This is a genomic window from Nonomuraea glycinis (genome assembly GCF_035920485.1).
GTDB classification, from domain to species: domain Bacteria; phylum Actinomycetota; class Actinomycetes; order Streptosporangiales; family Streptosporangiaceae; genus Nonomuraea; species Nonomuraea glycinis.
Window position 1 is genome coordinate 9,428,244 of the sequence record NZ_CP109166.1, and the last position, 18,392, is coordinate 9,446,635.

Annotated in this window: 21 protein-coding genes; 7 read left to right on the forward strand and 14 right to left on the reverse strand. The window is 71.2% G+C overall.

The window, feature by feature from the left end; genetic code table 11:
* The first annotated feature begins 15 nt into the window (after nucleotides 1-15).
* The gene (locus tag OHA68_RS44390; protein WP_327105613.1) at nucleotides 16-1,455 is read left to right on the forward strand and encodes a GuaB1 family IMP dehydrogenase-related protein; all 1,440 of its coding nucleotides are present in this window, start codon (nucleotides 16-18) and stop codon (nucleotides 1,453-1,455) included.
* A 52-nt stretch (nucleotides 1,456-1,507) separates the two neighbouring features.
* Here OHA68_RS44390 and OHA68_RS44395 read toward each other — a convergent pair whose 3' ends face one another.
* Nucleotides 1,508-2,332: an SDR family NAD(P)-dependent oxidoreductase gene (locus tag OHA68_RS44395; protein ID WP_327105614.1), complete on the reverse strand. Its 825-nt coding sequence runs from the start codon at nucleotides 2,330-2,332 to the stop codon at nucleotides 1,508-1,510.
* 67 nt (nucleotides 2,333-2,399) lie between these two features.
* On the opposite strand from OHA68_RS44395, the gene OHA68_RS44400 reads away from it, so the two are divergent.
* The 3 genes from OHA68_RS44400 (at nucleotide 2,400) to OHA68_RS44410 (ending at nucleotide 5,696) form a co-directional block, all read left to right on the forward strand.
* The gene (locus tag OHA68_RS44400; protein ID WP_189141010.1) at nucleotides 2,400-2,774 is read left to right on the forward strand and encodes an FKBP-type peptidyl-prolyl cis-trans isomerase; all 375 of its coding nucleotides are present in this window, start codon (nucleotides 2,400-2,402) and stop codon (nucleotides 2,772-2,774) included.
* Nucleotides 2,775-3,113: 339 nt separating this feature from the next.
* Complete coding sequence (locus OHA68_RS44405) at nucleotides 3,114-4,640, forward strand: ATP-dependent DNA ligase (protein ID WP_327105615.1); 1,527 nt, start codon at nucleotides 3,114-3,116, stop codon at nucleotides 4,638-4,640.
* 114 nt (nucleotides 4,641-4,754) lie between these two features.
* A complete protein-coding gene (locus OHA68_RS44410) occupies nucleotides 4,755-5,696 on the forward strand; it encodes a YbgA family protein (protein ID WP_327105616.1) in 942 nt (313 codons plus the stop codon).
* 144 nt (nucleotides 5,697-5,840) lie between these two features.
* On the opposite strand, the gene OHA68_RS44415 is transcribed toward OHA68_RS44410, so the two are convergent.
* The 4 genes from OHA68_RS44415 to OHA68_RS44430 form a co-directional block, all read right to left on the reverse strand.
* Nucleotides 5,841-6,296 carry a nuclear transport factor 2 family protein gene (locus tag OHA68_RS44415; protein ID WP_327105617.1) on the reverse strand — a complete coding sequence of 152 codons (456 nt, stop codon included), beginning with the start codon at nucleotides 6,294-6,296 and terminating at the stop codon, nucleotides 5,841-5,843.
* A gap of 229 nt (nucleotides 6,297-6,525) precedes the next feature.
* Nucleotides 6,526-6,720: a ferredoxin gene (locus OHA68_RS44420; RefSeq protein ID WP_327105618.1), complete on the reverse strand. Its 195-nt coding sequence runs from the start codon at nucleotides 6,718-6,720 to the stop codon at nucleotides 6,526-6,528.
* Entirely contained in the window at nucleotides 6,717-7,616 is a 900-nt protein-coding gene (locus OHA68_RS44425) for a pyridoxamine 5'-phosphate oxidase family protein (RefSeq protein ID WP_327105619.1), read from the reverse strand. The genes OHA68_RS44420 and OHA68_RS44425 overlap by 4 nt, the downstream gene beginning before the upstream one ends.
* 73 nt (nucleotides 7,617-7,689) lie before the next feature.
* On the reverse strand, nucleotides 7,690-8,136 hold the full coding sequence (locus OHA68_RS44430; protein ID WP_189141015.1) for a VOC family protein: 447 nt from the start codon (nucleotides 8,134-8,136) through the stop codon (nucleotides 7,690-7,692).
* Between the two features lie 117 nt (nucleotides 8,137-8,253).
* On the opposite strand from OHA68_RS44430, the gene OHA68_RS44435 reads away from it, so the two are divergent.
* Complete coding sequence (locus OHA68_RS44435; protein ID WP_327105620.1) at nucleotides 8,254-8,937, forward strand: CGNR zinc finger domain-containing protein; 684 nt, start codon at nucleotides 8,254-8,256, stop codon at nucleotides 8,935-8,937.
* Nucleotides 8,938-9,160: 223 nt separating this feature from the next.
* On the opposite strand, the gene OHA68_RS44440 is transcribed toward OHA68_RS44435, so the two are convergent.
* Complete coding sequence (locus tag OHA68_RS44440; protein ID WP_327105621.1) at nucleotides 9,161-9,709, reverse strand: DUF1707 and DUF4870 domain-containing protein; 549 nt, start codon at nucleotides 9,707-9,709, stop codon at nucleotides 9,161-9,163.
* A 176-nt stretch (nucleotides 9,710-9,885) separates the two neighbouring features.
* Between OHA68_RS44440 and OHA68_RS44445 the strand changes: the two genes are divergently transcribed.
* The gene (locus tag OHA68_RS44445; protein ID WP_189141018.1) at nucleotides 9,886-10,233 is read left to right on the forward strand and encodes a hypothetical protein; all 348 of its coding nucleotides are present in this window, start codon (nucleotides 9,886-9,888) and stop codon (nucleotides 10,231-10,233) included.
* Here OHA68_RS44445 and OHA68_RS44450 read toward each other — a convergent pair.
* From OHA68_RS44450 to OHA68_RS44475, 6 genes are all read right to left on the reverse strand, one after another.
* A complete protein-coding gene (locus OHA68_RS44450) occupies nucleotides 10,230-11,318 on the reverse strand; it encodes a DUF4192 domain-containing protein (RefSeq protein ID WP_327105622.1) in 1,089 nt (362 codons plus the stop codon). The genes OHA68_RS44445 and OHA68_RS44450 overlap by 4 nt on opposite strands.
* 155 nt (nucleotides 11,319-11,473) lie before the next feature.
* Nucleotides 11,474-12,217, reverse strand: a complete 744-nt coding sequence (locus tag OHA68_RS44455; RefSeq protein WP_327105623.1) for an EI24 domain-containing protein — start codon at nucleotides 12,215-12,217, stop codon at nucleotides 11,474-11,476.
* A gap of 10 nt (nucleotides 12,218-12,227) precedes the next feature.
* The gene (locus tag OHA68_RS44460; protein WP_327105624.1) at nucleotides 12,228-12,809 is read right to left on the reverse strand and encodes a Maf family protein; all 582 of its coding nucleotides are present in this window, start codon (nucleotides 12,807-12,809) and stop codon (nucleotides 12,228-12,230) included.
* A 9-nt stretch (nucleotides 12,810-12,818) separates the two neighbouring features.
* A complete protein-coding gene (locus tag OHA68_RS44465; protein ID WP_327109630.1) occupies nucleotides 12,819-13,358 on the reverse strand; it encodes a DUF937 domain-containing protein in 540 nt (179 codons plus the stop codon).
* A 78-nt stretch (nucleotides 13,359-13,436) separates the two neighbouring features.
* Complete coding sequence (gene ftsH, locus OHA68_RS44470) at nucleotides 13,437-15,374, reverse strand: ATP-dependent zinc metalloprotease FtsH (RefSeq protein ID WP_189141023.1); 1,938 nt, start codon at nucleotides 15,372-15,374, stop codon at nucleotides 13,437-13,439.
* Nucleotides 15,375-15,405: 31 nt separating this feature from the next.
* Nucleotides 15,406-15,930, reverse strand: coding sequence for a hypothetical protein (locus OHA68_RS44475; RefSeq protein WP_327105625.1), 525 nt, complete (start codon nucleotides 15,928-15,930; stop codon nucleotides 15,406-15,408).
* Here OHA68_RS44475 and OHA68_RS44480 point away from each other — a divergent pair.
* Nucleotides 15,929-16,225 carry a hypothetical protein gene (locus OHA68_RS44480; protein ID WP_327105626.1) on the forward strand — a complete coding sequence of 99 codons (297 nt, stop codon included), beginning with the start codon at nucleotides 15,929-15,931 and terminating at the stop codon, nucleotides 16,223-16,225. The genes OHA68_RS44475 and OHA68_RS44480 overlap by 2 nt on opposite strands.
* A gap of 209 nt (nucleotides 16,226-16,434) precedes the next feature.
* Here the strand turns inward: OHA68_RS44480 and OHA68_RS44485 are convergent, their stop codons facing one another.
* Nucleotides 16,435-17,094, reverse strand: coding sequence for a peptidyl-tRNA hydrolase (locus tag OHA68_RS44485; RefSeq protein ID WP_327105627.1), 660 nt, complete (start codon nucleotides 17,092-17,094; stop codon nucleotides 16,435-16,437).
* The gene (locus tag OHA68_RS44490) at nucleotides 17,091-18,353 is read right to left on the reverse strand and encodes an MFS transporter (protein WP_327105628.1); all 1,263 of its coding nucleotides are present in this window, start codon (nucleotides 18,351-18,353) and stop codon (nucleotides 17,091-17,093) included. Before OHA68_RS44490 ends, OHA68_RS44485 begins: the two co-directional genes overlap by 4 nt.
* Between the last annotated feature and the right edge of the window lie 39 nt (nucleotides 18,354-18,392).

The window sequence follows — 18,392 nt, forward strand, 5'->3', positions numbered from 1 at the left end:
ATAAGATGGATGAACGTGAAATTCTTGAACGGCATGGAGCCGCAGTACGACCTGACCTACAGCGACGTGTTCATGGTCCCGTCGCGGTCGGCGGTCACCTCCCGGCTCGCGGTGGACCTCTCGACCCACGACGGCACGGGCACCACCATCCCGCTCGTCGTGGCCAATATGACCGCGGTGGCCGGCCGCCGGATGGCGGAGACCATCGCGCGCAGAGGCGGCATCACCGTGATCCCGCAGGACATCCCCTTCGACGTCGTCGCCGACGTCGTCGACTGGGTCAAGAAACGCGACCTGGTGCACGACACCCCCCTCACCCTCACCCCGCACGACACCGTCGGCGAGGCCCTGCGCCTGCTGCCCAAGCGCGCGCACGGCGCCGTCATCGTCGTCGACTGGGACAACCGGCCGGTCGGCGTGGTCACCGAGGCCGACTGCCAGGGCGTGGACATGTTCACCCAGCTCGCCCAGGTGATGTCCAGCGAGCTGCTCACCCTGCCCGCCGGGCTCGACCCGCGCGCCGCCTTCGACCGGCTGCACGACGGCCGGCACCGGCTGGCGCCCATCGTGGACGGCGACGGCCGCCTGGTCGGCATCCTGACCCGTACCGGCGCCCTGCGCGCCACCCTCTACACCCCGGCGCTCGACCCCCGGGGCAGGCTCCGGGTCGCCGCCGCCGTCGGCGTGAACGGCGACGTCGCCGCCAAGGCCAAGGAACTGCTGGAAGCCGGCGTCGACTGCCTGGTCGTCGACACCGCCCACGGCCACCAGGACAAGATGATCTCCGCTCTGACGGCCGTACGGGCGCTCGACCCCGGCGTGCCCGTCGCGGCGGGCAACGTGGTGACCGCCGGCGGGGTGCGCGACCTGGTCGACGCGGGCGCCGACATCATCAAGGTCGGCGTCGGCCCCGGCGCGATGTGCACCACCCGGATGATGACCGGCGTCGGCCGGCCGCAGTTCTCCGCCGTGCTGGAGTGCTCGGCCGAGGCCCGGCGGCTCGGCCGGCACGTGTGGGCCGACGGCGGCGTGCGCCACCCGCGCGACGTGGCGCTCGCCCTCGCGGCCGGCGCGGCGAACGTGATGATCGGCTCCTGGTTCGCCGGCACGTACGAGTCGCCGGGCGACGCCCGCACCGACGCGGACGGCCGCAAGTACAAGGAGAACTTCGGCATGGCCTCCGCCCGCGCCGTACGGCTGCGCACCGCCGAGGACAGTCCGTTCGACCGGGCCAGGAAGGCACTGTTCGAGGAGGGCATCTCCACCTCACGGATGTACCTCGACCCGCGGCGGCCCAGCGTGGAGGACCAGATCGACGCCATCGTGGCCGGGCTGCGCTCCTCGTGCACGTACGCGGGGGCGGCGGACCTGGAGGAGTTCCACGAGCGAGCCGTCGTCGGCATCCAGGGCTCGTCCGGCTACGCGGAGGGCATGCCCCTGCACCAGAGCTGGTGACCGTGGGAGCCAACCGCTGGTGACCGTCGGAGCCGCCGGCCGCCGGTGACCGTCAGACGCGCCGCCAGCCGCCCGCCGCGTGGATGCCGCCGTCCACGTGCACGGTGGCGCCTGTGACGAACCTGGCCAGATCGCCGGCCAGGAAGATCGCGGCGCCCGCCGCGTCGCCCGGATCGCCTAACCGGCCGAGCGGCGGGATCCGTACCGGCTCGAACGGGCCGGTCGGCATGCGCTCCCGCACCCCCGACTCCCCCGCCGTAGGCAGGGCGTCGGGGGCGATCGCGTTCACCCGAATGCCGCGCGGGGCCAGCTCCAGCGCCAGCGACCGGGTCAGGCTCTCCAGCGCCGCCTTCATCGCCGCGTAGACGGCGAACCCGGGCGCCGCCTGATGGGCCTCGCTGGAGGTGATGTTGATAATCGACGCGCCCGCGCCCATGAACGGCAGCATGCTCCGGATCATGCCGGTGACCTGGGTGAAGTTCTCCTCGATCAGCGTCCGCTCGCCTTTGGCGGACACCTCGGCGAACGGCGCGTGGAACGTCCCGCCCGCGTTGTTGACCAGCACGTCCACCCGGCCCCACCGCTCGGCCACCGCCTGCGCGAACACCCCCACCGCCACCGGATCCCGCACATCCAACGTCATCGCCAGCCCGGCACTCCCCTCGCCCCCGCTTTGTCCACCCCGGTCCGCTTGGCCTCGATCCGACCGATCCTGGTGTGACTCGTCCCGGTCTGGCAGGTCCCGGTCACAGACCGCGACGTGTGCGCCGAAGACTTCGAACGCCTCCGCGACGGCCCGGCCGATCCCTCGGGCGCCTCCGGTGACCACGGCTACGCGTCCAGTGAGCAGGATCGCATCGGGAGAAAGGGTGGCCATGGACGATGACCATATCCCGAGCGCATAGAGTCGTCGGGTTCATTCCCATCGTCATCAGGAGCACTTCGTGGCACTCGAGAAGCCGGAGATCGACTTCCCGGAGGGCAACCCGCCCGCCGACCTGAAGATCGAGGACATCACCGTGGGGGACGGCCCCGAGGCCAAGCCGGGTCACACCGTGAGCGTCCACTACGTCGGCGTCGCCTTCTCCACTGGAGAGGAGTTCGACGCCTCCTGGAACCGCGGCCAGGCCTTCGAGTTCCCGCTCGGCGGCGGCCGGGTCATCGCGGGCTGGGACCAGGGGGTCGCGGGCATGAAGGTCGGCGGCCGCCGCAAGCTCGTCATCCCGCCGCACCTCGGCTACGGCAACGCCGGCGCCGGCGCCCGCATCAAGCCGGGTGAGACGCTCATCTTCGTCGTGGACCTCCTCGGCGTACGCTAACCCGCCACCCGGTGGGCAGGACCCAGGTCCCGCACCCAACCCCTGCCCACCAGGCGGCCCACCCAGCACACCCCCACCCACTTTCCAGTACGCCCCGCCCCGCCTTCCGGCACAGCCTCGCTGACTTTCCCGTACGGCCCCGCCTTCCGGTACGGCCTCGCTGACTTTCCCGTACGGCCCCGCCCCGCCTTCCGGTACGGCCCCCGGCTACCTCAGACCACCCACCGCTTCGGCCGGTGCTTGCCCTGACCCGGCCTTCGTCCTCGGGCGGGCGCGGCCTTTTGGTTACGGCGTTGCCCGGGTTGCGGAATTGTCGCCGGGTTGAGGCAACATAGCGGTGTGCTTCTGATCGACGTGGTCCGGGTGTCCGAGGCGGTGACGCGCACGTCCGCGCGGCTCGGCAAGATCGGCCACCTGGCGGAGTTGCTCGGCCGGGTGGGCGCCGACGAGGCGGAGATCGCCATCTCCTACCTGTCGGGCGAGTTGCCGCAGCGCCAGGTCGGCGTGGGCTGGCGCGGGCTGCAGGACCTGCCGAGCCCCAAGCTGGCCGCCACGGCCACGCTCACCGACGTCGACGCCCTGCTGAGCAAGATCAAGGCGGTGTCCGGCCAAGGCTCGCAGGCGGCCCGCAAGACCCTGGTGACGCAGCTGTTCGCCGGGCTCACCAGCCAGGAGCAGGCGTTCATGCTCAAGCTGCTGGGCGGCGAGCTGCGGCAGGGCGCGCTCGACGGCGTGATGATCGAGGCGATCGCCAAGGCGTCGGGCGCCCCGTCCGCCGACGTGCGGCGAGCGCTGACATTGCGCGGCTGGCTGCCCGCGGTCGGCGCGGCCGCGCTGGCCGGCGGAGTGGAGCGGTTGCGGGCCTTCAAGCTGGAGGTCGGCCGCGCCGTCTCCCCGATGCTCGCCGGCAGCGTCCCCCAGGTCGCCGCCGCGCTGGAGAAGGCCGGCACCCCGGCGGCCCTGGAGTGGAAGCTCGACGGCATCCGCGTCCAGGCGCACCGCTCCGGCACAGAGGTCAAGGTGTTCACCCGCACCCTCGACGACATCACCGCCCAGATCCCCGAGCTGGTGGAGGCCATGCTCGCGCTGCCCGTCGACGACCTGGTGCTCGACGGCGAAGTGATCGCCCTGCGCCCGGACGGCCGCCCGCACCCCTTCCAGGTGACGGCCGCCCGCACCCGCAGCAGGATCGACGTCGCCCGGCTGCGGGAGCAGACGCCGCTGCACGTGTTCTTCTTCGACGCGCTCAGGGTCGGCGGCGCCGACCTGCTCGACCTCCCCTACGCCGAGCGGCAGGCGATCCTCGCCGCGACCGTCCCACCGGGCCTGCTCACCCCCCGTCTGGTCACCTCCGACGTGACGGCGGCCACGGAGTTCTTCACTGATGTGATCAAGGCGGGCCACGAGGGCCTGGTCGTCAAGTCCCTCACCTCCCCCTACGCCGCTGGCCGCAGAGGCGCCGGCTGGATCAAGGTCAAGCCCCGGCACACCCTCGACCTGGTCGTGCTGGCCGCCGAATGGGGTCACGGCCGCCGTGAGGGCAAGCTGTCCAACCTCCACCTGGGCGCCCGCGATCCGGACACCGGCGGCTTCGTCATGCTCGGCAAGACCTTCAAGGGCCTGACGGACGAGCTCCTCGCCTGGCAGACCGAGCGCTTCCTGGAGCTGGCCACCGGCCCCGCCGACGAGTGGACGGTCCCCCTGCGCCCCGAGCTGGTGGTGGAGATCGCCTTCGACGGCGTGCAGCGCTCCCCCCGCTACCCCGGCGGCATGGCGCTGCGCTTCGCCCGAGTCCTCCGCTACCGCCCCGACAAACGCGCCGAGGACGCCGACACGGTGGAAACGGTCCGCTCCCTGATGCTCTGACGCCCTCAGGGCGCGGACCTTACGGTCTGACACCATCAGCATGGTCTGACATCAACAGCCGATGCCCCTTCACCTGGGTCGCGTTGCCGCGGCAGTTCGGGGAAGGAGGCAGGGATGGGGGACAGTCAGCGGCCGCGGATCGCTGTCTCGAGCTGCCTGCTCGGCGCGCCCGTGCGCTACAACGGCGGCCACAGCCAGGATCGCTTCCTGCGTCACCTGCTCTCGGAGCATGTCGACTGGGTGCCCATCTGCCCGGAGATGGAGATCGGCTTGGGCACGCCCCGCGACACACTGCGTCTTGAGTACGCACCGGGCGGCCCCCGCCTCATCACCGGCACGACGCGTCAGGACCACACCGAGTCGATCGGCACGCTGGCCGCCTCCCGCATCGCGCGGCTGGACGCCGACGGCTACGTCTTCAAGGCCAAGAGCCCGAGCTGCGGAGTCCACGGCGTGGCCCTGCACCGGGGCCCCACCGTCGTCGACCACCGTCAGCGCGGCCTGTTCGCGGCCGCGGTGCTGGCGGCCTGCCCCCTGCTGCCGGTGGAGGACGAAGGCCGGCTGCACGACCCGGTCCTGCGTGAGGCGTTCGTCGAACGGGTCTTCGCCCATGCCCGGCTACGCGCCCTGCTCGACGGCGACTGGCGGCCCCGCGATCTGATGGCCTTTCAGGCCAGGCACAAGATGCAGATCATGTCCCACGCCTCGTACCAGGAGACGGGCCGCCTGGCCGCCGCGTCCGGCACCCGGCCTCGCGATCGCCTCGCCGTCGAGTACGCCGAGGCGTTCCAGCGGGCGCTGGCCAACCGGACGACGGTCGGACGCCACGTGAACACCCTGCAGCACTGCCTCGGCATGCTGGACCTCGACGGCCTCCGCCGCGACGACCTGCTCGACGTGATCGAGTCGTACCGGGGCAGGCAGGTGGCGCTGAGCGTGCCCATAGCCCTGCTCCGGCACCACGCACGCGGCGAGAAGGCGGCCTACCTACAGGAGCAGACGTACTTCCGCCCGTACCCAGACGAGCTGGCCCTGCGCAACCACATCGCACCTTGACCCCGCTCGCATGAGCCGGCCCTCGCAACCTCACCGCACGCTGACCACGCTCGGACGAGCCGGACATCGACCGGCGGGCCGCCGACCTTGGACGGGCGGGGACCGGGCAGGCGAGTCGGGCAGGGGTGGTCAGCCGGAGACCGGTCAGGCCAGGGGGAACGGCAGGCCGTGCTCGTCCTGCGGGCGGGGCCCGAAGATCCTGCGCTCGGCGGGGGTGATCCGGAGGTCGTTGATGCTGGCCTCCCGGCGTGCCATCAGCCCGTTCTCGTCGAACTCCCACAACTCGTTGCCATAGCTGCGCCACCACTGCCCGTCGGCGTCATGCGACTCGTACTGGAAGCGCACCGCGATGCGGTCGTCGGTGAAGGCCCAGAGTTCCTTACGGAGCGCGTAGTCGAGCTCTTTCGCCCATTTGCGCGTCAGGAAGGCGACGATCTCCTGGCGGCCGGCGACGAACTGGTCGCGGTTACGCCAGACCGACTCCGGCGTGTACGCCTGCGCGACACGCTCGGGGTCGCGGGTGTTCCAGGCGTCTTCGGCGGACTGGACCTTGGCGCCGGCGGTCTCGGCGGTGAAGGGCGGGACAGGCGGGCGCGTCATGCGTACTCCTTGGTGATCATTGTGCGGCGATCGGGCGATCTGTGCTGACGATCATGAGGCGATCGTAGGCGACGGGCGAGCAGGCGGTCAGGCAGGAGCCGACGGCCGGGCATGTCGAGCGCCGCTGCCGACACAAGCAGGCACAACCTCCCGCGCTCCGGCCCCGACAGCCGCCGCGACCTGACCGGCAGGTCGCGGCGCGGAGCCCGGCCGGGCGGGATATCCGCTGTCAGGTCTCGTCCACGGTGATGGCCTGTACGGGACAGGCTCGGATGGCCTCGTCGAGGGCGCGCGGGTCGGTGTCGTCCGGTGTGGCGTCGTACACCAGTGCGTCGTCCTCATCGAGGGCGAACACCTCTGGTGCGGCGAAGACGCACTGGGCATGGGTCTGGCAGAGGTTCATGTCGACGGTGACGCGCATCATGATTCCTTGTGGGCGGGATTGAAGCGGGAGTACTTACCGAACGCCCAGCGCTGCCCGGTGGCGCCGGTGACCTGGACGACCCGGTCGACGTCGAAGTCGACCAGCCGCTGGGCGCCGGGCACCGCCGCGGCCCGCTCCGGCGACCAGTCGACGCGGGCGCGGCCGGTCAGGTGCAGGGCGTGGCCGCGTTCCCAGTCGACGAACAGCAGGCCGCAGCGCGGCTCGAGCTCAAGGTTGCCCAGCGTCATGTACATCGAGTTGCCGACGTAGTCCGGCCAGGTGAGCCGCCGGTCGCCGGTCACGGTGACGAAGCCGGGGTTGCCGCCGCGGTGTGACACATCGGCGCCCAGCCCGGCCGCGTGGGTGGCCACGAAGAACGTGTCAGCCGCGCTGATCCACCGCACCTGGTCGGCGTTCAGCGTGCTGGTGGTGAGCGCCGTCGAGGTCGTCGCGGGGAGGTCGTCCTCGGCCACCGTGCGGGTCTGGATATATTTCGGGCAGTTCGCGTACACCTGCTCGGTGTGCACGAGGAGCCGGTCGCCGTCCTTGCGGGCTCTGCCGTTGACCCGCATCCTCCGGCGGCTGGCCGGCTCGATGGCGAGCATGCCGATGTCCCGCTCGCTGTCGAAGCGACCGGCGAGCGGATCACCGTCGCGAGGCAGCGCATGCGCGACGACGGTACGGGTCGCGGGCGCGGTGGTGAAGCCCTCGGGGCCGGTGAGCAGGCTGGCCCAGACCGTCCCGTCGTCGTCGGCGGCGGCGATCACCAGCATGCGCTGCCGGCTGAGGAACTCCGCGGCCACCGGTGGGATGACGGCGCTCACGCCGGCCGACCCCCGGCCGTCACCGGTGACGCCGGCCCGGCGCTGCACGAGTCGTTCGCCTTCGTGACGCATGACTGGTCCGCCTTCGTGACGCATGACGCTCCTTGGTCGGGTCCGGGCCGCATCGGCCCCCGGATCGCTGGCTCTAGAAGAACCCGCACGTCGGTGCGCCCTGCGTGGGCGCTGGTGCGGCATCGGCGCCGGCCGGGGCGTAGATCTCCAGGCGGATGCCGTCGGGGTCCGTGAAGAACACACCGCCGGAGGACGCGCCCTCGCCATGCGGGACGATCCCGTCGTAGACCAGCTCCGCCCCGAGCTCGCGCAGGACGGCCTCAGCGCGCTGGACAGCCTCGAGGTCGGGCACCTGGAACGACAGATGGTGCAGTCCGGGCAGGCCGGTGGCGAAAGCACCCTCGCTCTGCTGCCACAGCGTCACCTGCAGGGTGCCGTCGCGGCCGAGGAAGGCGAACTTGCGTGTGCCCTCGGTCTGTTCGCCGAAGATCTCGAAGTTGAAGACCTGCCGGTAGAAGGCGATCGAACGGGCGAGATCGGTCACGTTCAGGCCGACATGGCCTGTCTGGAGCGTGCTCATGCGGAACCTCCGGGGTCCGTCGATGACAGACTATTTTCTAACGGATAAATGGGCGTTCTATCGTTAGATAGTGGCGCATGTTTCTCATGGCGTCAAACGGCCGGTACCGTTAGAAGCATGGAAGTCGCCGATCTCCCCAGTGGCGGAGCCCCGCTCCTCGGTGAGCCGTTGCCGATCGAGCTCGGCAACACCGCCTATGCGGTGCGCGGCCAGCCCCGGGAGGGCTTGGAGACCGTCGAGCACCTGGCCGCCTGGCTGCGTGACGTACGTTCGCGCCTCGCGACCCCCTTGACGGACGCCGACCTGCTCGACGTGACCGCCGACGACCTGCGCCTCGCCCTTGGGTCCCGGGAGGCGATCCGGCGGTTGGCGGCCGGAGCCGCAGCCGGCCACCGCGCCGACCCCGACGCGGTCGAGACACTCAACCGCCACGCCCGCCAGACCCCGCGCTGGCACGAACTACACCTCGAACGAGACGGGCCCGGCCACCAGCCGGCCGGACAGGACGAGGGCGGCACGAACCGACCAGACCAGGACGGAGGCGGCACAGATCGGCCAGGGGAGGCCGAGCCGCAGGTGGTGGTGTGCACCGCCGGCCGACCGGTGGCAGCCGTGCTCTCGGCGCTCGCCGAAGACGCGATCATCCTGTTCGGCGGACCGTCACGACACAAGGTGTACGCCTGCCAGGGACCTGGCTGCATCCTGCACTTCGTCCGCGAGACACGGCGCGAGTGGTGCTCGGGCGGCTGCGGCAACCGCGCCCGAGCGGCCCGCCACTACGCCAAGGTGCGGCAAACCTGACCCTCCCGCAGCACCACACCTGAGTACGGAGCCTGACGGCCAGCGGGCCGGGAACGACAAACCCGCCGGTGACCGGCGCGGGCTCGGAACGACCAACCCCCGGACGCTGTGACCGGCGCAGGCTGGGAACGACATGCCCGCCGGGCGCTGGCGGCCGGCGGGCCGGGAACGACAAACCCGCCCTCAGCGTGCGAAGGCGGGTTGCGAGTACGGAAAAGTGAAGCTACTTGATCAACCGGACCGTGAGCGGGTAGCGGAAGGCGGTTTCGGAGAGGGCCGCGACGCCGCCCACGATGGACAGGACGATGGCGGCCACCCAGATCACCGGCAGGAGCACGATGCCGATGACGGTGAACGGCAGCAGGAAGGTGGCGCCCGTGACCGTGAGGTGGAAGTTGAGCGCCTCCATCGCGTGGCGCCGGATGTAAGGCGAGGTCTTGCCGCCCGTCAGCAGCATGATGAGCGGGCCGATGATGGGGAACCCGAGGAGGGCGAGCAGGTGCGCCGCGGACGCGCCGAGGCGTTCGTTGCTCTCGGGCGGCGCCTCCTTACCGGCCAGGGGCGCGGGCGGAGCCAGCCGGGGCACCGACCGCGTGCCGTACAGCTCCGACATGATGGGCATCAGGTCGCCGTGCGTGCGCGCCGTCATCGCGCGCTCCAGCCGCTCGTCGAACTCGAGCTTGTCGAAACGGCCTTCCGCGTAAGCGGCCTGGACGTGCTCGACCACGTGCTCGCGGTCCTGGTCGGTGACGCGCAGATGTGCTGGCGGCACCTGTCCCGGCTTCGATGGTGTGGGTACCCCAGCCATAAGAGCCATGCCTCTCCTTCGGTCGGACTGTCATCTCCCATACTGCGGTACGGCCACGAGATATGGCATCGGGTGAATCCCGGAGGTATCCCCTAGATCACCCCGACGCGCTGAGCCGGTTGACGGTATAAAAAGGATCCATGAGATGGCGAGACCGTTACGGCCTCCGGCGGCGGCGTGGCCCGAAGATCGCGAAGTACGATCGTGAGGCGACGGACGCCGACATCGAAGCGCTCATCGCCTTCGCCCGTTCGCGGCGTGGCGTTGAGTTCTACGTAGAACCCGAGACGTTCGCGACCGACACGACGGCCGTCGCCGTCGCCGATGACGGCGAATGGACCAGGCGCAGGGTCGGCTCCCCCGCGGTGATCGGCAAAGTGGCCCGGGACCTTGCCTTACCGGTCTATGACGTGCAGCTCACGGGCTATCCCCAGCGCATGCGCGCCTACAACGACCGTCGCAAACGTGAAGAGGGCACCCTGGACTAACCACGTGTGACATCGACGCCCCCGTCCCCTGGCGGCGGATCGTCGTCGCCGATCCGGTCGAGCAGTGGGAGCAGCCAGCCGGCCCGAGCCTCGCCCATGGCGGTGTCGAGCTCCGCCGGGGACGGCAGGCGCCCGCTGAGCATGCCCGGGGGCATGAGGTGCTGCAGGGCGTGCATGAGCAGGTTGGCCATGGAATAGTGCGGGTCGGCGGTGAGCGCGCGCGCAAGGGCGATGGTGGCCAGGATGCTGTCTCCTGATCGCCAGGCGGCCATGGCGAGCAGCGAGGCCGCCGCCGGCACGAAGGGCGGCTCCAGGCGGCGGGTGAGATCCTTCCAGAGCCCGGCGTGGCACTCCTCAAGGAGCGTCCAGGCCTCGTCGCGCACCCTGATCACCGCGAGGTCCAGGCCCAGCCTGGCCGCCGCCACGTCGTCCAGGCGGCCACCGGCGGTCAGTGCCGCGCGGACCCTGGCGAGTCCCTCGGCCGTGAACTCCTTCGCGAAGGCATCGGCGTCGCCGCAGGCGGTCAGCCGGGCGCGCAGGTCGCGCACGACCTCGGCGGTCGCCCTGCGCATCGCCACCCGGACGGGGCCGGTGACGGGCGCGATCGTGTGCTCCAGGGCCTGGCGGTCGGGCAGCGCGACCAGGCCGCGCACCGTCGCCTCGGCCGCTATCCGGCTGGACCTCGGATCGTAGGGGGTGCCCTCGGGCGGGCAGCACAGCGTGCTGTCGCAGACGTAGGACCAGAAACGGCCGTCGTCCGCGCGCAGCGCCTCCCCCACCTCCACCCCGGCCTGCTCCGCCAGCCCCCTGGCCTCGTCGACGGCGGGGGTGACGTGCTCGCCGGGACCGTAGCCGACCACGACGACCTCGCTCACCGCCTCCCGCTCGAACAGCGGCACGAGCGGCGCCAGCGCGCCCGGCGGCAGCGGCAGCCCCCAGCGGGCCGCCACCTTGGCCCGGCCGCGATCGAGGCCGATCACGACAAGGCTGTCCACCGGGTGGAACCCCACCAGATAGGGCACAGCGGCCAGCACATCGGCGGGGCTGGTCAGGGTGAGGCAGGGCTCGTAGGCGTTGGTCGTCATGGACAAGGAGAGTGCCGGAGCGGCGTACCCCCCGAAGGCACAGAACCGGGTTCTGTGGACGAACGCCGGAGGTGACGTACAGCCTGTGGAAAGAGCGCCGAAGGGGCGCACGACCCGAGGGGAAAGACGTACAGCGTGGGTGGAAAGAGCGCCGTTTACGGCGTTTCCGGTGCCGAGGTGAGGCGCTGGCGGACGAGCAGGGCGCCGCCCACGACGGCGGCCGGCATCGCGATGACCGCCACCAACGGCACCAGGAACAGCAGGAAGACCACCACGCCGAAGCCCAGCGCCACCGCCTTGTTCCGGCGCAGCAGGGCGAAGCGCTCCTTCCGCGCCATCCCCCGGCGCTCCAGCGCCAGGGTGGTGAGCTCGATCGTCAGGAAGAAGCCCGAGACGGCGGCCCCGAGCACCGGCACCACGGTCTGCCCGAACACCGGGATGAACCCGAGGAAGAACAGCGGGACGGTGAACAGCAGCACGTACGCCAGCGTGATCAGGCTGTCCTTGATGGAGCGCGGCAGCGTCCGCCACCAGGGCTGCTCGTCGGCCTGCTCCAGCACGTCGGCCTTGGCCGACAGCTTCTCGTAGAACGGCTCGCCGATGGTCAGCGTGAGCGCGGCGAAGGTGAGCACCGCCAGCGCCAGCCCGCCGAGGAAGATGGCGATGGCGACCGTGGTGCGGAAGAACTCACGCCACGCCCACGAGTCGGCGAACGGCGTGAGGAACTCCGCCAGGGCGGACGCGTTTTTGCCGAGGAGGATCAACGCCACCACGTAGACGGCGAACGCGATCACCGCCGGAATCAGCCCGAACAGCCACCAGCGGCCGTTTCGGGCGACCCAGCCCACACCCTGCATGAAAAAGCCGACACCGGAGGCGAAGTCGCGCACTGCTCGCATGCCCGGCAGGCTAGCGCCAGAACGCGGTCACCGTGTAGCCGAGATCGTCGAACAGGGTGCGCAGCAGCGGCAGCGAGATGCCGAGGACGTTGCCGTGGTCGCCGTCGATGCCGTCGACGAACCAGCCGCCGCGCCCGTCGATGCTGAACGCCCCCGCCAGGTGGAGCGGCTCGCCGGTGGCGGCGTAGGCGGCGATCTCCTCCTCGGAAGGCTGCCCGAAGTGCACCACGGTGGTGGCCACCTCGGCGGCCTGCCGGCCCGACGGCACGTCGATCACGCAGTGGCCGGTGACGAGGCGGCCGGTCCTGCCGCGCATCATCCGCCAGCGCTCGATGACCTCGTCGGTGGTGGCAGGCTTGCCGTAAGGGCGGCCGTCGAGCTCCAGGATGGAGTCGCAGCCGATGACCACGCCCTCGTCCAGGCCTTCGGCGACCGCGGCGGCCTTGGCCCTGGCCAGGGCGAGGCTGAGCGCGGCGGGGCTGTGGGCGGTGAACGCCTCTTCGTCGACCCCGCTCACGATCACCTTGGGGTCGAGGCCGGCGCTGCGCAGCAGGGCCAGTCGGGCGGTGGAGGCTGAGGCCAGGACGATCACCGTCTCAGCTTACCGGTCACCCGCCCCCTCACCGCCTGCGGCCGATGCCACGGGGTCGCCGAAGAGGCCGTGGAGGATGCCGCCGATCAGCTCCTCCAGCCCGGCGGGACCGGCCGCACGCTCCCGGCGCAGGTCGGCGGTCATGGTCCTGGTGTCCATGCCGGCCCGGCCGGCGAACAGCGACATGATCATCGGGGCGAGCAGCGGCAGCACCTTCATGAGGCCGCCCACGTCGGCGTCGGCGAGCCGCGCCAGCCCTTCGGCGACGTACTCGACGCCCTGGCCGCCCAGCACGTGCGCCAGGATGTGCTGGCCGTCGCGCGTCAGCGACGCGACGTCGCTGTTGAACGGGTCGGTGTCCATGTGCTCGTCCAGCGCGTAGCGCAGCGCCTCGGCGCCCTCCGGGTGCTCGGCGCCACGGGCCAGGCCCGCCACGATGATGCCGCCCGCCGCCTGGATGACCCAGCGGGCCGTGGCGAGGTCGGTGCCGAGCATCCCGGCGATCTGCTCCAGGCCGGGCTCACCGAGCTCGGCGAGCAGCTCGTCCATCAGTGTCACGGCAGGTCCCCCCGAATGTCGTTCAGGGAGACGTGCCCGGCACCGCCTGTGCCTATATCCGGTCTTACGCTAACTCTTCGCCAAAGGCTCGGCCTTTTCGGCGCCCAGCAGCCCGGCGGCGGCGTAGGCGCTGTGCTCGTCCAGCGTCTCGTGCTCCAGCAGGGCGGCCACGATGCCTTCGAGCTTGTCGCGGTTGTCGGTGAGGATCCGCACCGCCCGCTCGTAGCACTCGTCCACGATCCGCCGGGTCTCCTCGTCCACGATGGCGAGCGTGGCGGGCGAGGCCTGCGGCTGGCCGTCGTTCGGCAGGATGGTGAGCGGCCCGACCTTGGCCGACATCCCCCAGCGGCCGACCATGCCGCGCGCGATCATGGTGACCTGCTCCAGGTCGTTCTCGGCTCCGGTGGTGATGACCCCGTAGATGACGTCCTCGGCCGCCATGCCGCCGAGCGCGCCGGTGATGCGGCCGCGCAGATACTGCTCGTCGTAGGCGTAGCGGTCGGTGTCGGGGGTGGAGAGGGTGACGCCGAGCGCGCGGCCGCGCGGGATGATGGAGATCTTCCTGACCGGGTCGGCGCCGGGCTGCAGCATGCCCAGCAGCGCGTGGCCGGCCTCGTGGTAGGCCGTCCTGGTGCGCTCCTCCTCGGGCATCACGATGCTGCGGGCGGCGCCGAGCTGCAGCTTCTCCAGCGCGTCCGCGAAGTCGCCCATGCCCACCTTCTCCCGGCCGCGCTTGGCCGCGAGCAGGGCCGCCTCGTTGACCAGGTTGGCCAGGTCGGCGCCGGTCATGCCGGGGGTGATCTTGGCGAGCCGGTCGAGGGCGACCTCGCCGTCGAGCGGCACACCCCTGCTGTGCACCTGGAGGATCGCGGTACGGCCGGCCGCGTCGGGCAGCCCGACCTGGACGGTGCGGTCGAACCGGCCGGGGCGCAGCAGCGCCGGGTCGAGGACCTCGGGCCGGTTCGTGGCGCCGATGACGATCACGCCTTCGGCCCCGGAGAAGCCGTCCATCTCGGTGAGGATCTGGTTGAGCGTCTGCTCGCGCTCGTCGTGCCCGCCGAGGCCGCCCGCGCCGCCACGGGCCCGGCCGATGGCGTCGATCTCGTCGATGAACACGATCGAGGGCGCCACCTTGCGCGCCTCCTCGAACAGGTCACGCACCCGGGACGCGCCGACGCCGACGATCATCTCGATGAACTCCGACGCGCTCGCCGAGAAGAACGGCACCTTGGCCTCACCCGCGACCGCCCTGGCCAGCAGCGTCTTGCCGGTGCCGGGAGGGCCCGCGAGCAGCACGCCCTTGGGCAGCTTGGCGCCGAGCCTGCGGTATTTGCCGGGGTCCTTGAGGTAGTCGACGATCTCGACGAGCTCGTTCTCCACCTCGTCGATGCCGGCGACGTCCTCGAACGTGACCCGCACCTGGCCGGCCTCGACCGGCTTGGCCGCCTTGGACTTGCCGAGGCCGCCGAGCCCGCCACCGCCGCCCATCATGCTCGCGCCACGGCGCATGATCCAGATCCACAGCCCGGCCAGCAGCAGCACGGGCAGCAGGGACAGCAGCAGGTTGAGGAAGAAGCCGCGGCCGGAGCCGAGCGGCTCGGCCCTGATCTCCACACTGGCCGACTGCAGCTTCTGGGAGAGCTGGTCGGTGTTGGCGAAGGTCGGGATCTCGGTACGGAACTCCGTATAGGACTCGTTGTCACTGGCCGGATCGGTGGCGGCGACCTTCAGCTTGCCCTCGACGGACAGGCCGGTGGCGTAGATCTCCTTGACGTTCTTGGCGTCCACCTGCTGGGTGAACTGGGTGTAGGAGACCGTCTCCACCGGCGCGCTGTCGAAGAAGGAAGAGATGAAGAAGAAGGCGGCGTAGACGGCCAGCAGCGTGAGGCCGAACCGCCACCAGTTGATCTTGGGTCGGCCTCCCGGGGTGCCGGGCAGCCCTTCGGCGCGCCACGGCGGCTTGGCCTTCTTGCCGTTGGGCACCTGCGGCGATCCAGCACGTTCCACCTGATACTCCCCTGTTCGCCGCGGTGTCGAGCTAACCCAGGCCACGCACCCCGGCGATGATGCGGCTGATGTCGCGCCAGCGGTTGCGTTGCGTGTCCGGCACTGACACAAACGCCAGCCCCGGCTTCGCCATTCCACCGTCCGATACCACGACGGCGGCCCGGGAACTGCGCTTGCCGTAAGTGACCTGATAGACCAGCGTCCAGCCGTCCTTGGCGGGCTGCGAACCCAGCCAGCGGATCTTGGCGCCCTCGGGATGGTGGTTGAGCGTCCACCGGGCGGCGAGCAGCGCCGTGTCGCGCGGGGTGTCCTGCTCCTCGATGGGCAGCGGGCAGGTCAGCAGCATGCCGCGCCGGCCGTCGCGGCGGTTCTTGGGCAACATCTGCCGGCTGGTGAACGGGGCCGCGCGGTAGGTCTTCCACGGCTTGCCGAGGTCGGGCACGACCAGGCCGCTGCGCTTGTCCTTGATCACCCGCTTGGACCTGGCGGGCAGGGACAGGCGCTTGATCTTGCCGGGCAGCCTGGGGACGCGCGCGTCGGCGTACAGGGCCTCCATGGCCGTGTATCCGGGGGCGAGCGACGCGCCGGGGGTGGGCGTCGGCCTGGCCGACGCCGAGACCGACGCCGAGACCGACACGGAGGGTGACGCGGACGCCGAGGCCGAGGGCGCCGGAACGGAGGCGACCGAGATCGGCTCCGCGTCGGCGGACGGCGGTGGGCCGGACGAGGCGGGCCCGACCGATGGCGCGGCGACCGGCCGGGCGCCGGCCTCGTCCGGCGTCGACGGGAGAGCCATGACCACCGCTGTGGCGGCGACCGCCAGCGTGGCGACCACGGCAAGCCCCCGGTAGACATCCCGCATCCGTATGTCGCCGATGCGGGAGCGCCGGGGCGAGGAGGCAGGGGTTCCCGGTCTGTCTGCGGTTCTCACAAGGGAACCTTCGGTCTCATCATCCCCATCGAGCACGACGGGAGCGTACGACATATTCCACTGTTCCGCGCCAGAAGCTACCGAAGTGTCATCTTGACATTTGTACGGCCTTCTGCGGACGTCAGGTGGTCAAGATCGAGTCACCTTGCCGTAGAGCCAGGGAGCCTCGGCGACGAACGTGCACGAACCCGGCTCGATCTCGGTGAACCCGGCGTCGCGCACCACCGGCAGACCCGCCGCGACCTTCTCCTCGAAGGCCGCCGCGGCGGCCGTGCGCACCGACACCGCCAGCCCCGCGGCCCGCCAGGCGGCGCGTTCGGCGGCGTCGCTCGCCCACCAGGCGAGCTGGGCGGCATGCCCGGCCTGCGCCATCGCCTTGCCCGCCGACATCGCCAGCGCGGGGTTGGCCCACAGGGTCGGCGGCACGGCGGACCCCGGCTCGGCCGTGTCGGTCAGCTCCGTGCCGGACACCTGCAGCCGGGCCAGGTCGCGCGGCCAGGCGTCCAGCGGCACGGGCGGGTGCACCCGCACCTCGGCCGTACGGTGCTCGATCGTGCGGCCCGGCAGCGCGACCGCCCGGCGCCACTCGGCGCCCCTGGCCCGGCGCACCACCTTGCGGATCCTTCCGGTGACCTCCCAGGCGTGCAGCTCCGCGACCCATTCGCCGGGGTCGTCGAGCAGGCTCAGCACGGCCATCGCGGCCGCTTCCATGGCATCGGTGCGCTCGGGCGGGGTGGCCCGTTCGATCCTGACCACCAGCGGCAGGACCATCAGCTCTGCGTCGTTCATCGCGTCCTAGCATGCCTGATCGCCAGCGACATGCCGGTGGCCAGGAGGCAGAGCAGGCCGGCGCCGTACCACGCGTAGTCGTAGGCGCCGAGCTGGTCGCGGGTGAGGCCGGCCGCGACGGCGGCGATCGCCGCGCCCACCTGGTGCGAGCCGAACACCCAGCCGAACACCACGGCCCCGTCGCTGCCGTAGATGCTGCGGCACAGCGCCACCGTGGGCGGCACGGTCGCCACCCAGTCCAGGCCGTAGAACACGATGAAGATCAGCATGCTGGGCTCGGTGGTGGCCGCGAACAGGCTCGGCAGGACCATCAGCGACAGTCCGCGCAGCGCATAGTAGACGGCCAGCAGCTTCCGGGGGTCGATCTTGTCGCTGAGCCAGCCCGAGGCGACCGTGCCCACGATGTCGAAGATCCCGACGACGGCGAGCAGTCCCGCGGCGGCCGGCTCGGCCATGCCATGATCGTGCGCGGCCGGGATGAAGTGCGTGCTGACCAGCCCGTTCGTACTGGCGCCGCAGATCGCGAAGCCGCCGGCGAGAAACCAGAACGGGCGGGTACGCGCCGCCGACCGCAACACCGTCAGCGCCCGCACCGCCGCGTTCGTGCCGACAGGGAGGGTACGGGACTCGTCCGGATTCGCTCCCAGCGCGGTGGTGCCCACGTCCTCGGGACGGTCGCGCAGCAGCCACCAGACGAAGGGCACCACGGCCAGAGCCGCCGCGGCGACGGTCAGCGCGGCCACCCGCCAGCCCGGCCCCTGGGCGAGGTGGGCGAGCACGGGCAGGAAGACGAGCTGGCCGGTGGCGCCCGCCGCCGTCAGCACGCCCATGACGAGCCCCCGATGCCGGACGAACCACCGGTCGGTCACCGTCGCCGCGAACACCAGCGCCATCGACCCCGTGCCGAGCCCGACGAGCACGCCCCACAGCAGTTGGAGCTGCCAGCTCGCCGTCATCAGGGTCGTGAGGCCGCTGCCGGCCGCGACCAGCAGCAGGGCGAGGGCGACCACGCGGCGCATGCCGAAGCGGTCCATCAGGGCGGCGGCGAAGGGCGCGGTCAGGCCGTAGAGCACCAGGTTGATCGAGACGGCGAGGGAGATCGTGCCCTTGCTCCAGCCGAACTCGTCCTGCAGCGGGGTGATCAGCACGCCGGGCGTGGCCCGGAAGCCGGCGGCGCCCAGGATGGCCACGAACGCGACGGCGGCGACGAACCAGGCCCTGTGCAGCCGGGGACGCCTGGTGGTGGTGCTCAGGGTCATTCGCCAATCCTGATTTATCTGGTCATACGGGCGTGAGTG

Excerpts from the sequence above, each read along its gene's own strand:
- OHA68_RS44420 (WP_327105618.1), bottom strand. The coding sequence starts at position 6,720 with ATGATGCGCGTCACCGTCGACATGAACCTCTGCCAGACCCATGCCCAG.
- OHA68_RS44450 (WP_327105622.1), bottom strand. The coding sequence starts at position 11,318 with ATGACGACCAACGCCTACGAGCCCTGCCTCACCCTGACCAGCCCCGCC.
- OHA68_RS44480 (WP_327105626.1), top strand. The coding sequence starts at position 15,929 with ATGGCCGTGTATCCGGGGGCGAGCGACGCGCCGGGGGTGGGCGTCGGC.
- OHA68_RS44490 (WP_327105628.1), bottom strand. The coding sequence starts at position 18,353 with ATGACCCTGAGCACCACCACCAGGCGTCCCCGGCTGCACAGGGCCTGG.
- OHA68_RS44395 (WP_327105614.1), bottom strand. The coding sequence starts at position 2,332 with ATGGCCACCCTTTCTCCCGATGCGATCCTGCTCACTGGACGCGTAGCC.
- OHA68_RS44435 (WP_327105620.1), top strand. The coding sequence starts at position 8,254 with ATGGAAGTCGCCGATCTCCCCAGTGGCGGAGCCCCGCTCCTCGGTGAG.
- OHA68_RS44485 (WP_327105627.1), bottom strand. The coding sequence starts at position 17,094 with ATGAACGACGCAGAGCTGATGGTCCTGCCGCTGGTGGTCAGGATCGAA.
- OHA68_RS44430 (WP_189141015.1), bottom strand. The coding sequence starts at position 8,136 with ATGAGCACGCTCCAGACAGGCCATGTCGGCCTGAACGTGACCGATCTC.
- OHA68_RS44425 (WP_327105619.1), bottom strand. The coding sequence starts at position 7,616 with ATGCGTCACGAAGGCGAACGACTCGTGCAGCGCCGGGCCGGCGTCACC.
- OHA68_RS44445 (WP_189141018.1), top strand. The coding sequence starts at position 9,886 with ATGAGATGGCGAGACCGTTACGGCCTCCGGCGGCGGCGTGGCCCGAAG.
- OHA68_RS44465 (WP_327109630.1), bottom strand. The coding sequence starts at position 13,358 with ATGGACGAGCTGCTCGCCGAGCTCGGTGAGCCCGGCCTGGAGCAGATC.
- OHA68_RS44455 (WP_327105623.1), bottom strand. The coding sequence starts at position 12,217 with ATGCGAGCAGTGCGCGACTTCGCCTCCGGTGTCGGCTTTTTCATGCAG.
- OHA68_RS44410 (WP_327105616.1), top strand. The coding sequence starts at position 4,755 with ATGGGGGACAGTCAGCGGCCGCGGATCGCTGTCTCGAGCTGCCTGCTC.
- OHA68_RS44415 (WP_327105617.1), bottom strand. The coding sequence starts at position 6,296 with ATGACGCGCCCGCCTGTCCCGCCCTTCACCGCCGAGACCGCCGGCGCC.
- OHA68_RS44475 (WP_327105625.1), bottom strand. The coding sequence starts at position 15,930 with ATGGAGGCCCTGTACGCCGACGCGCGCGTCCCCAGGCTGCCCGGCAAG.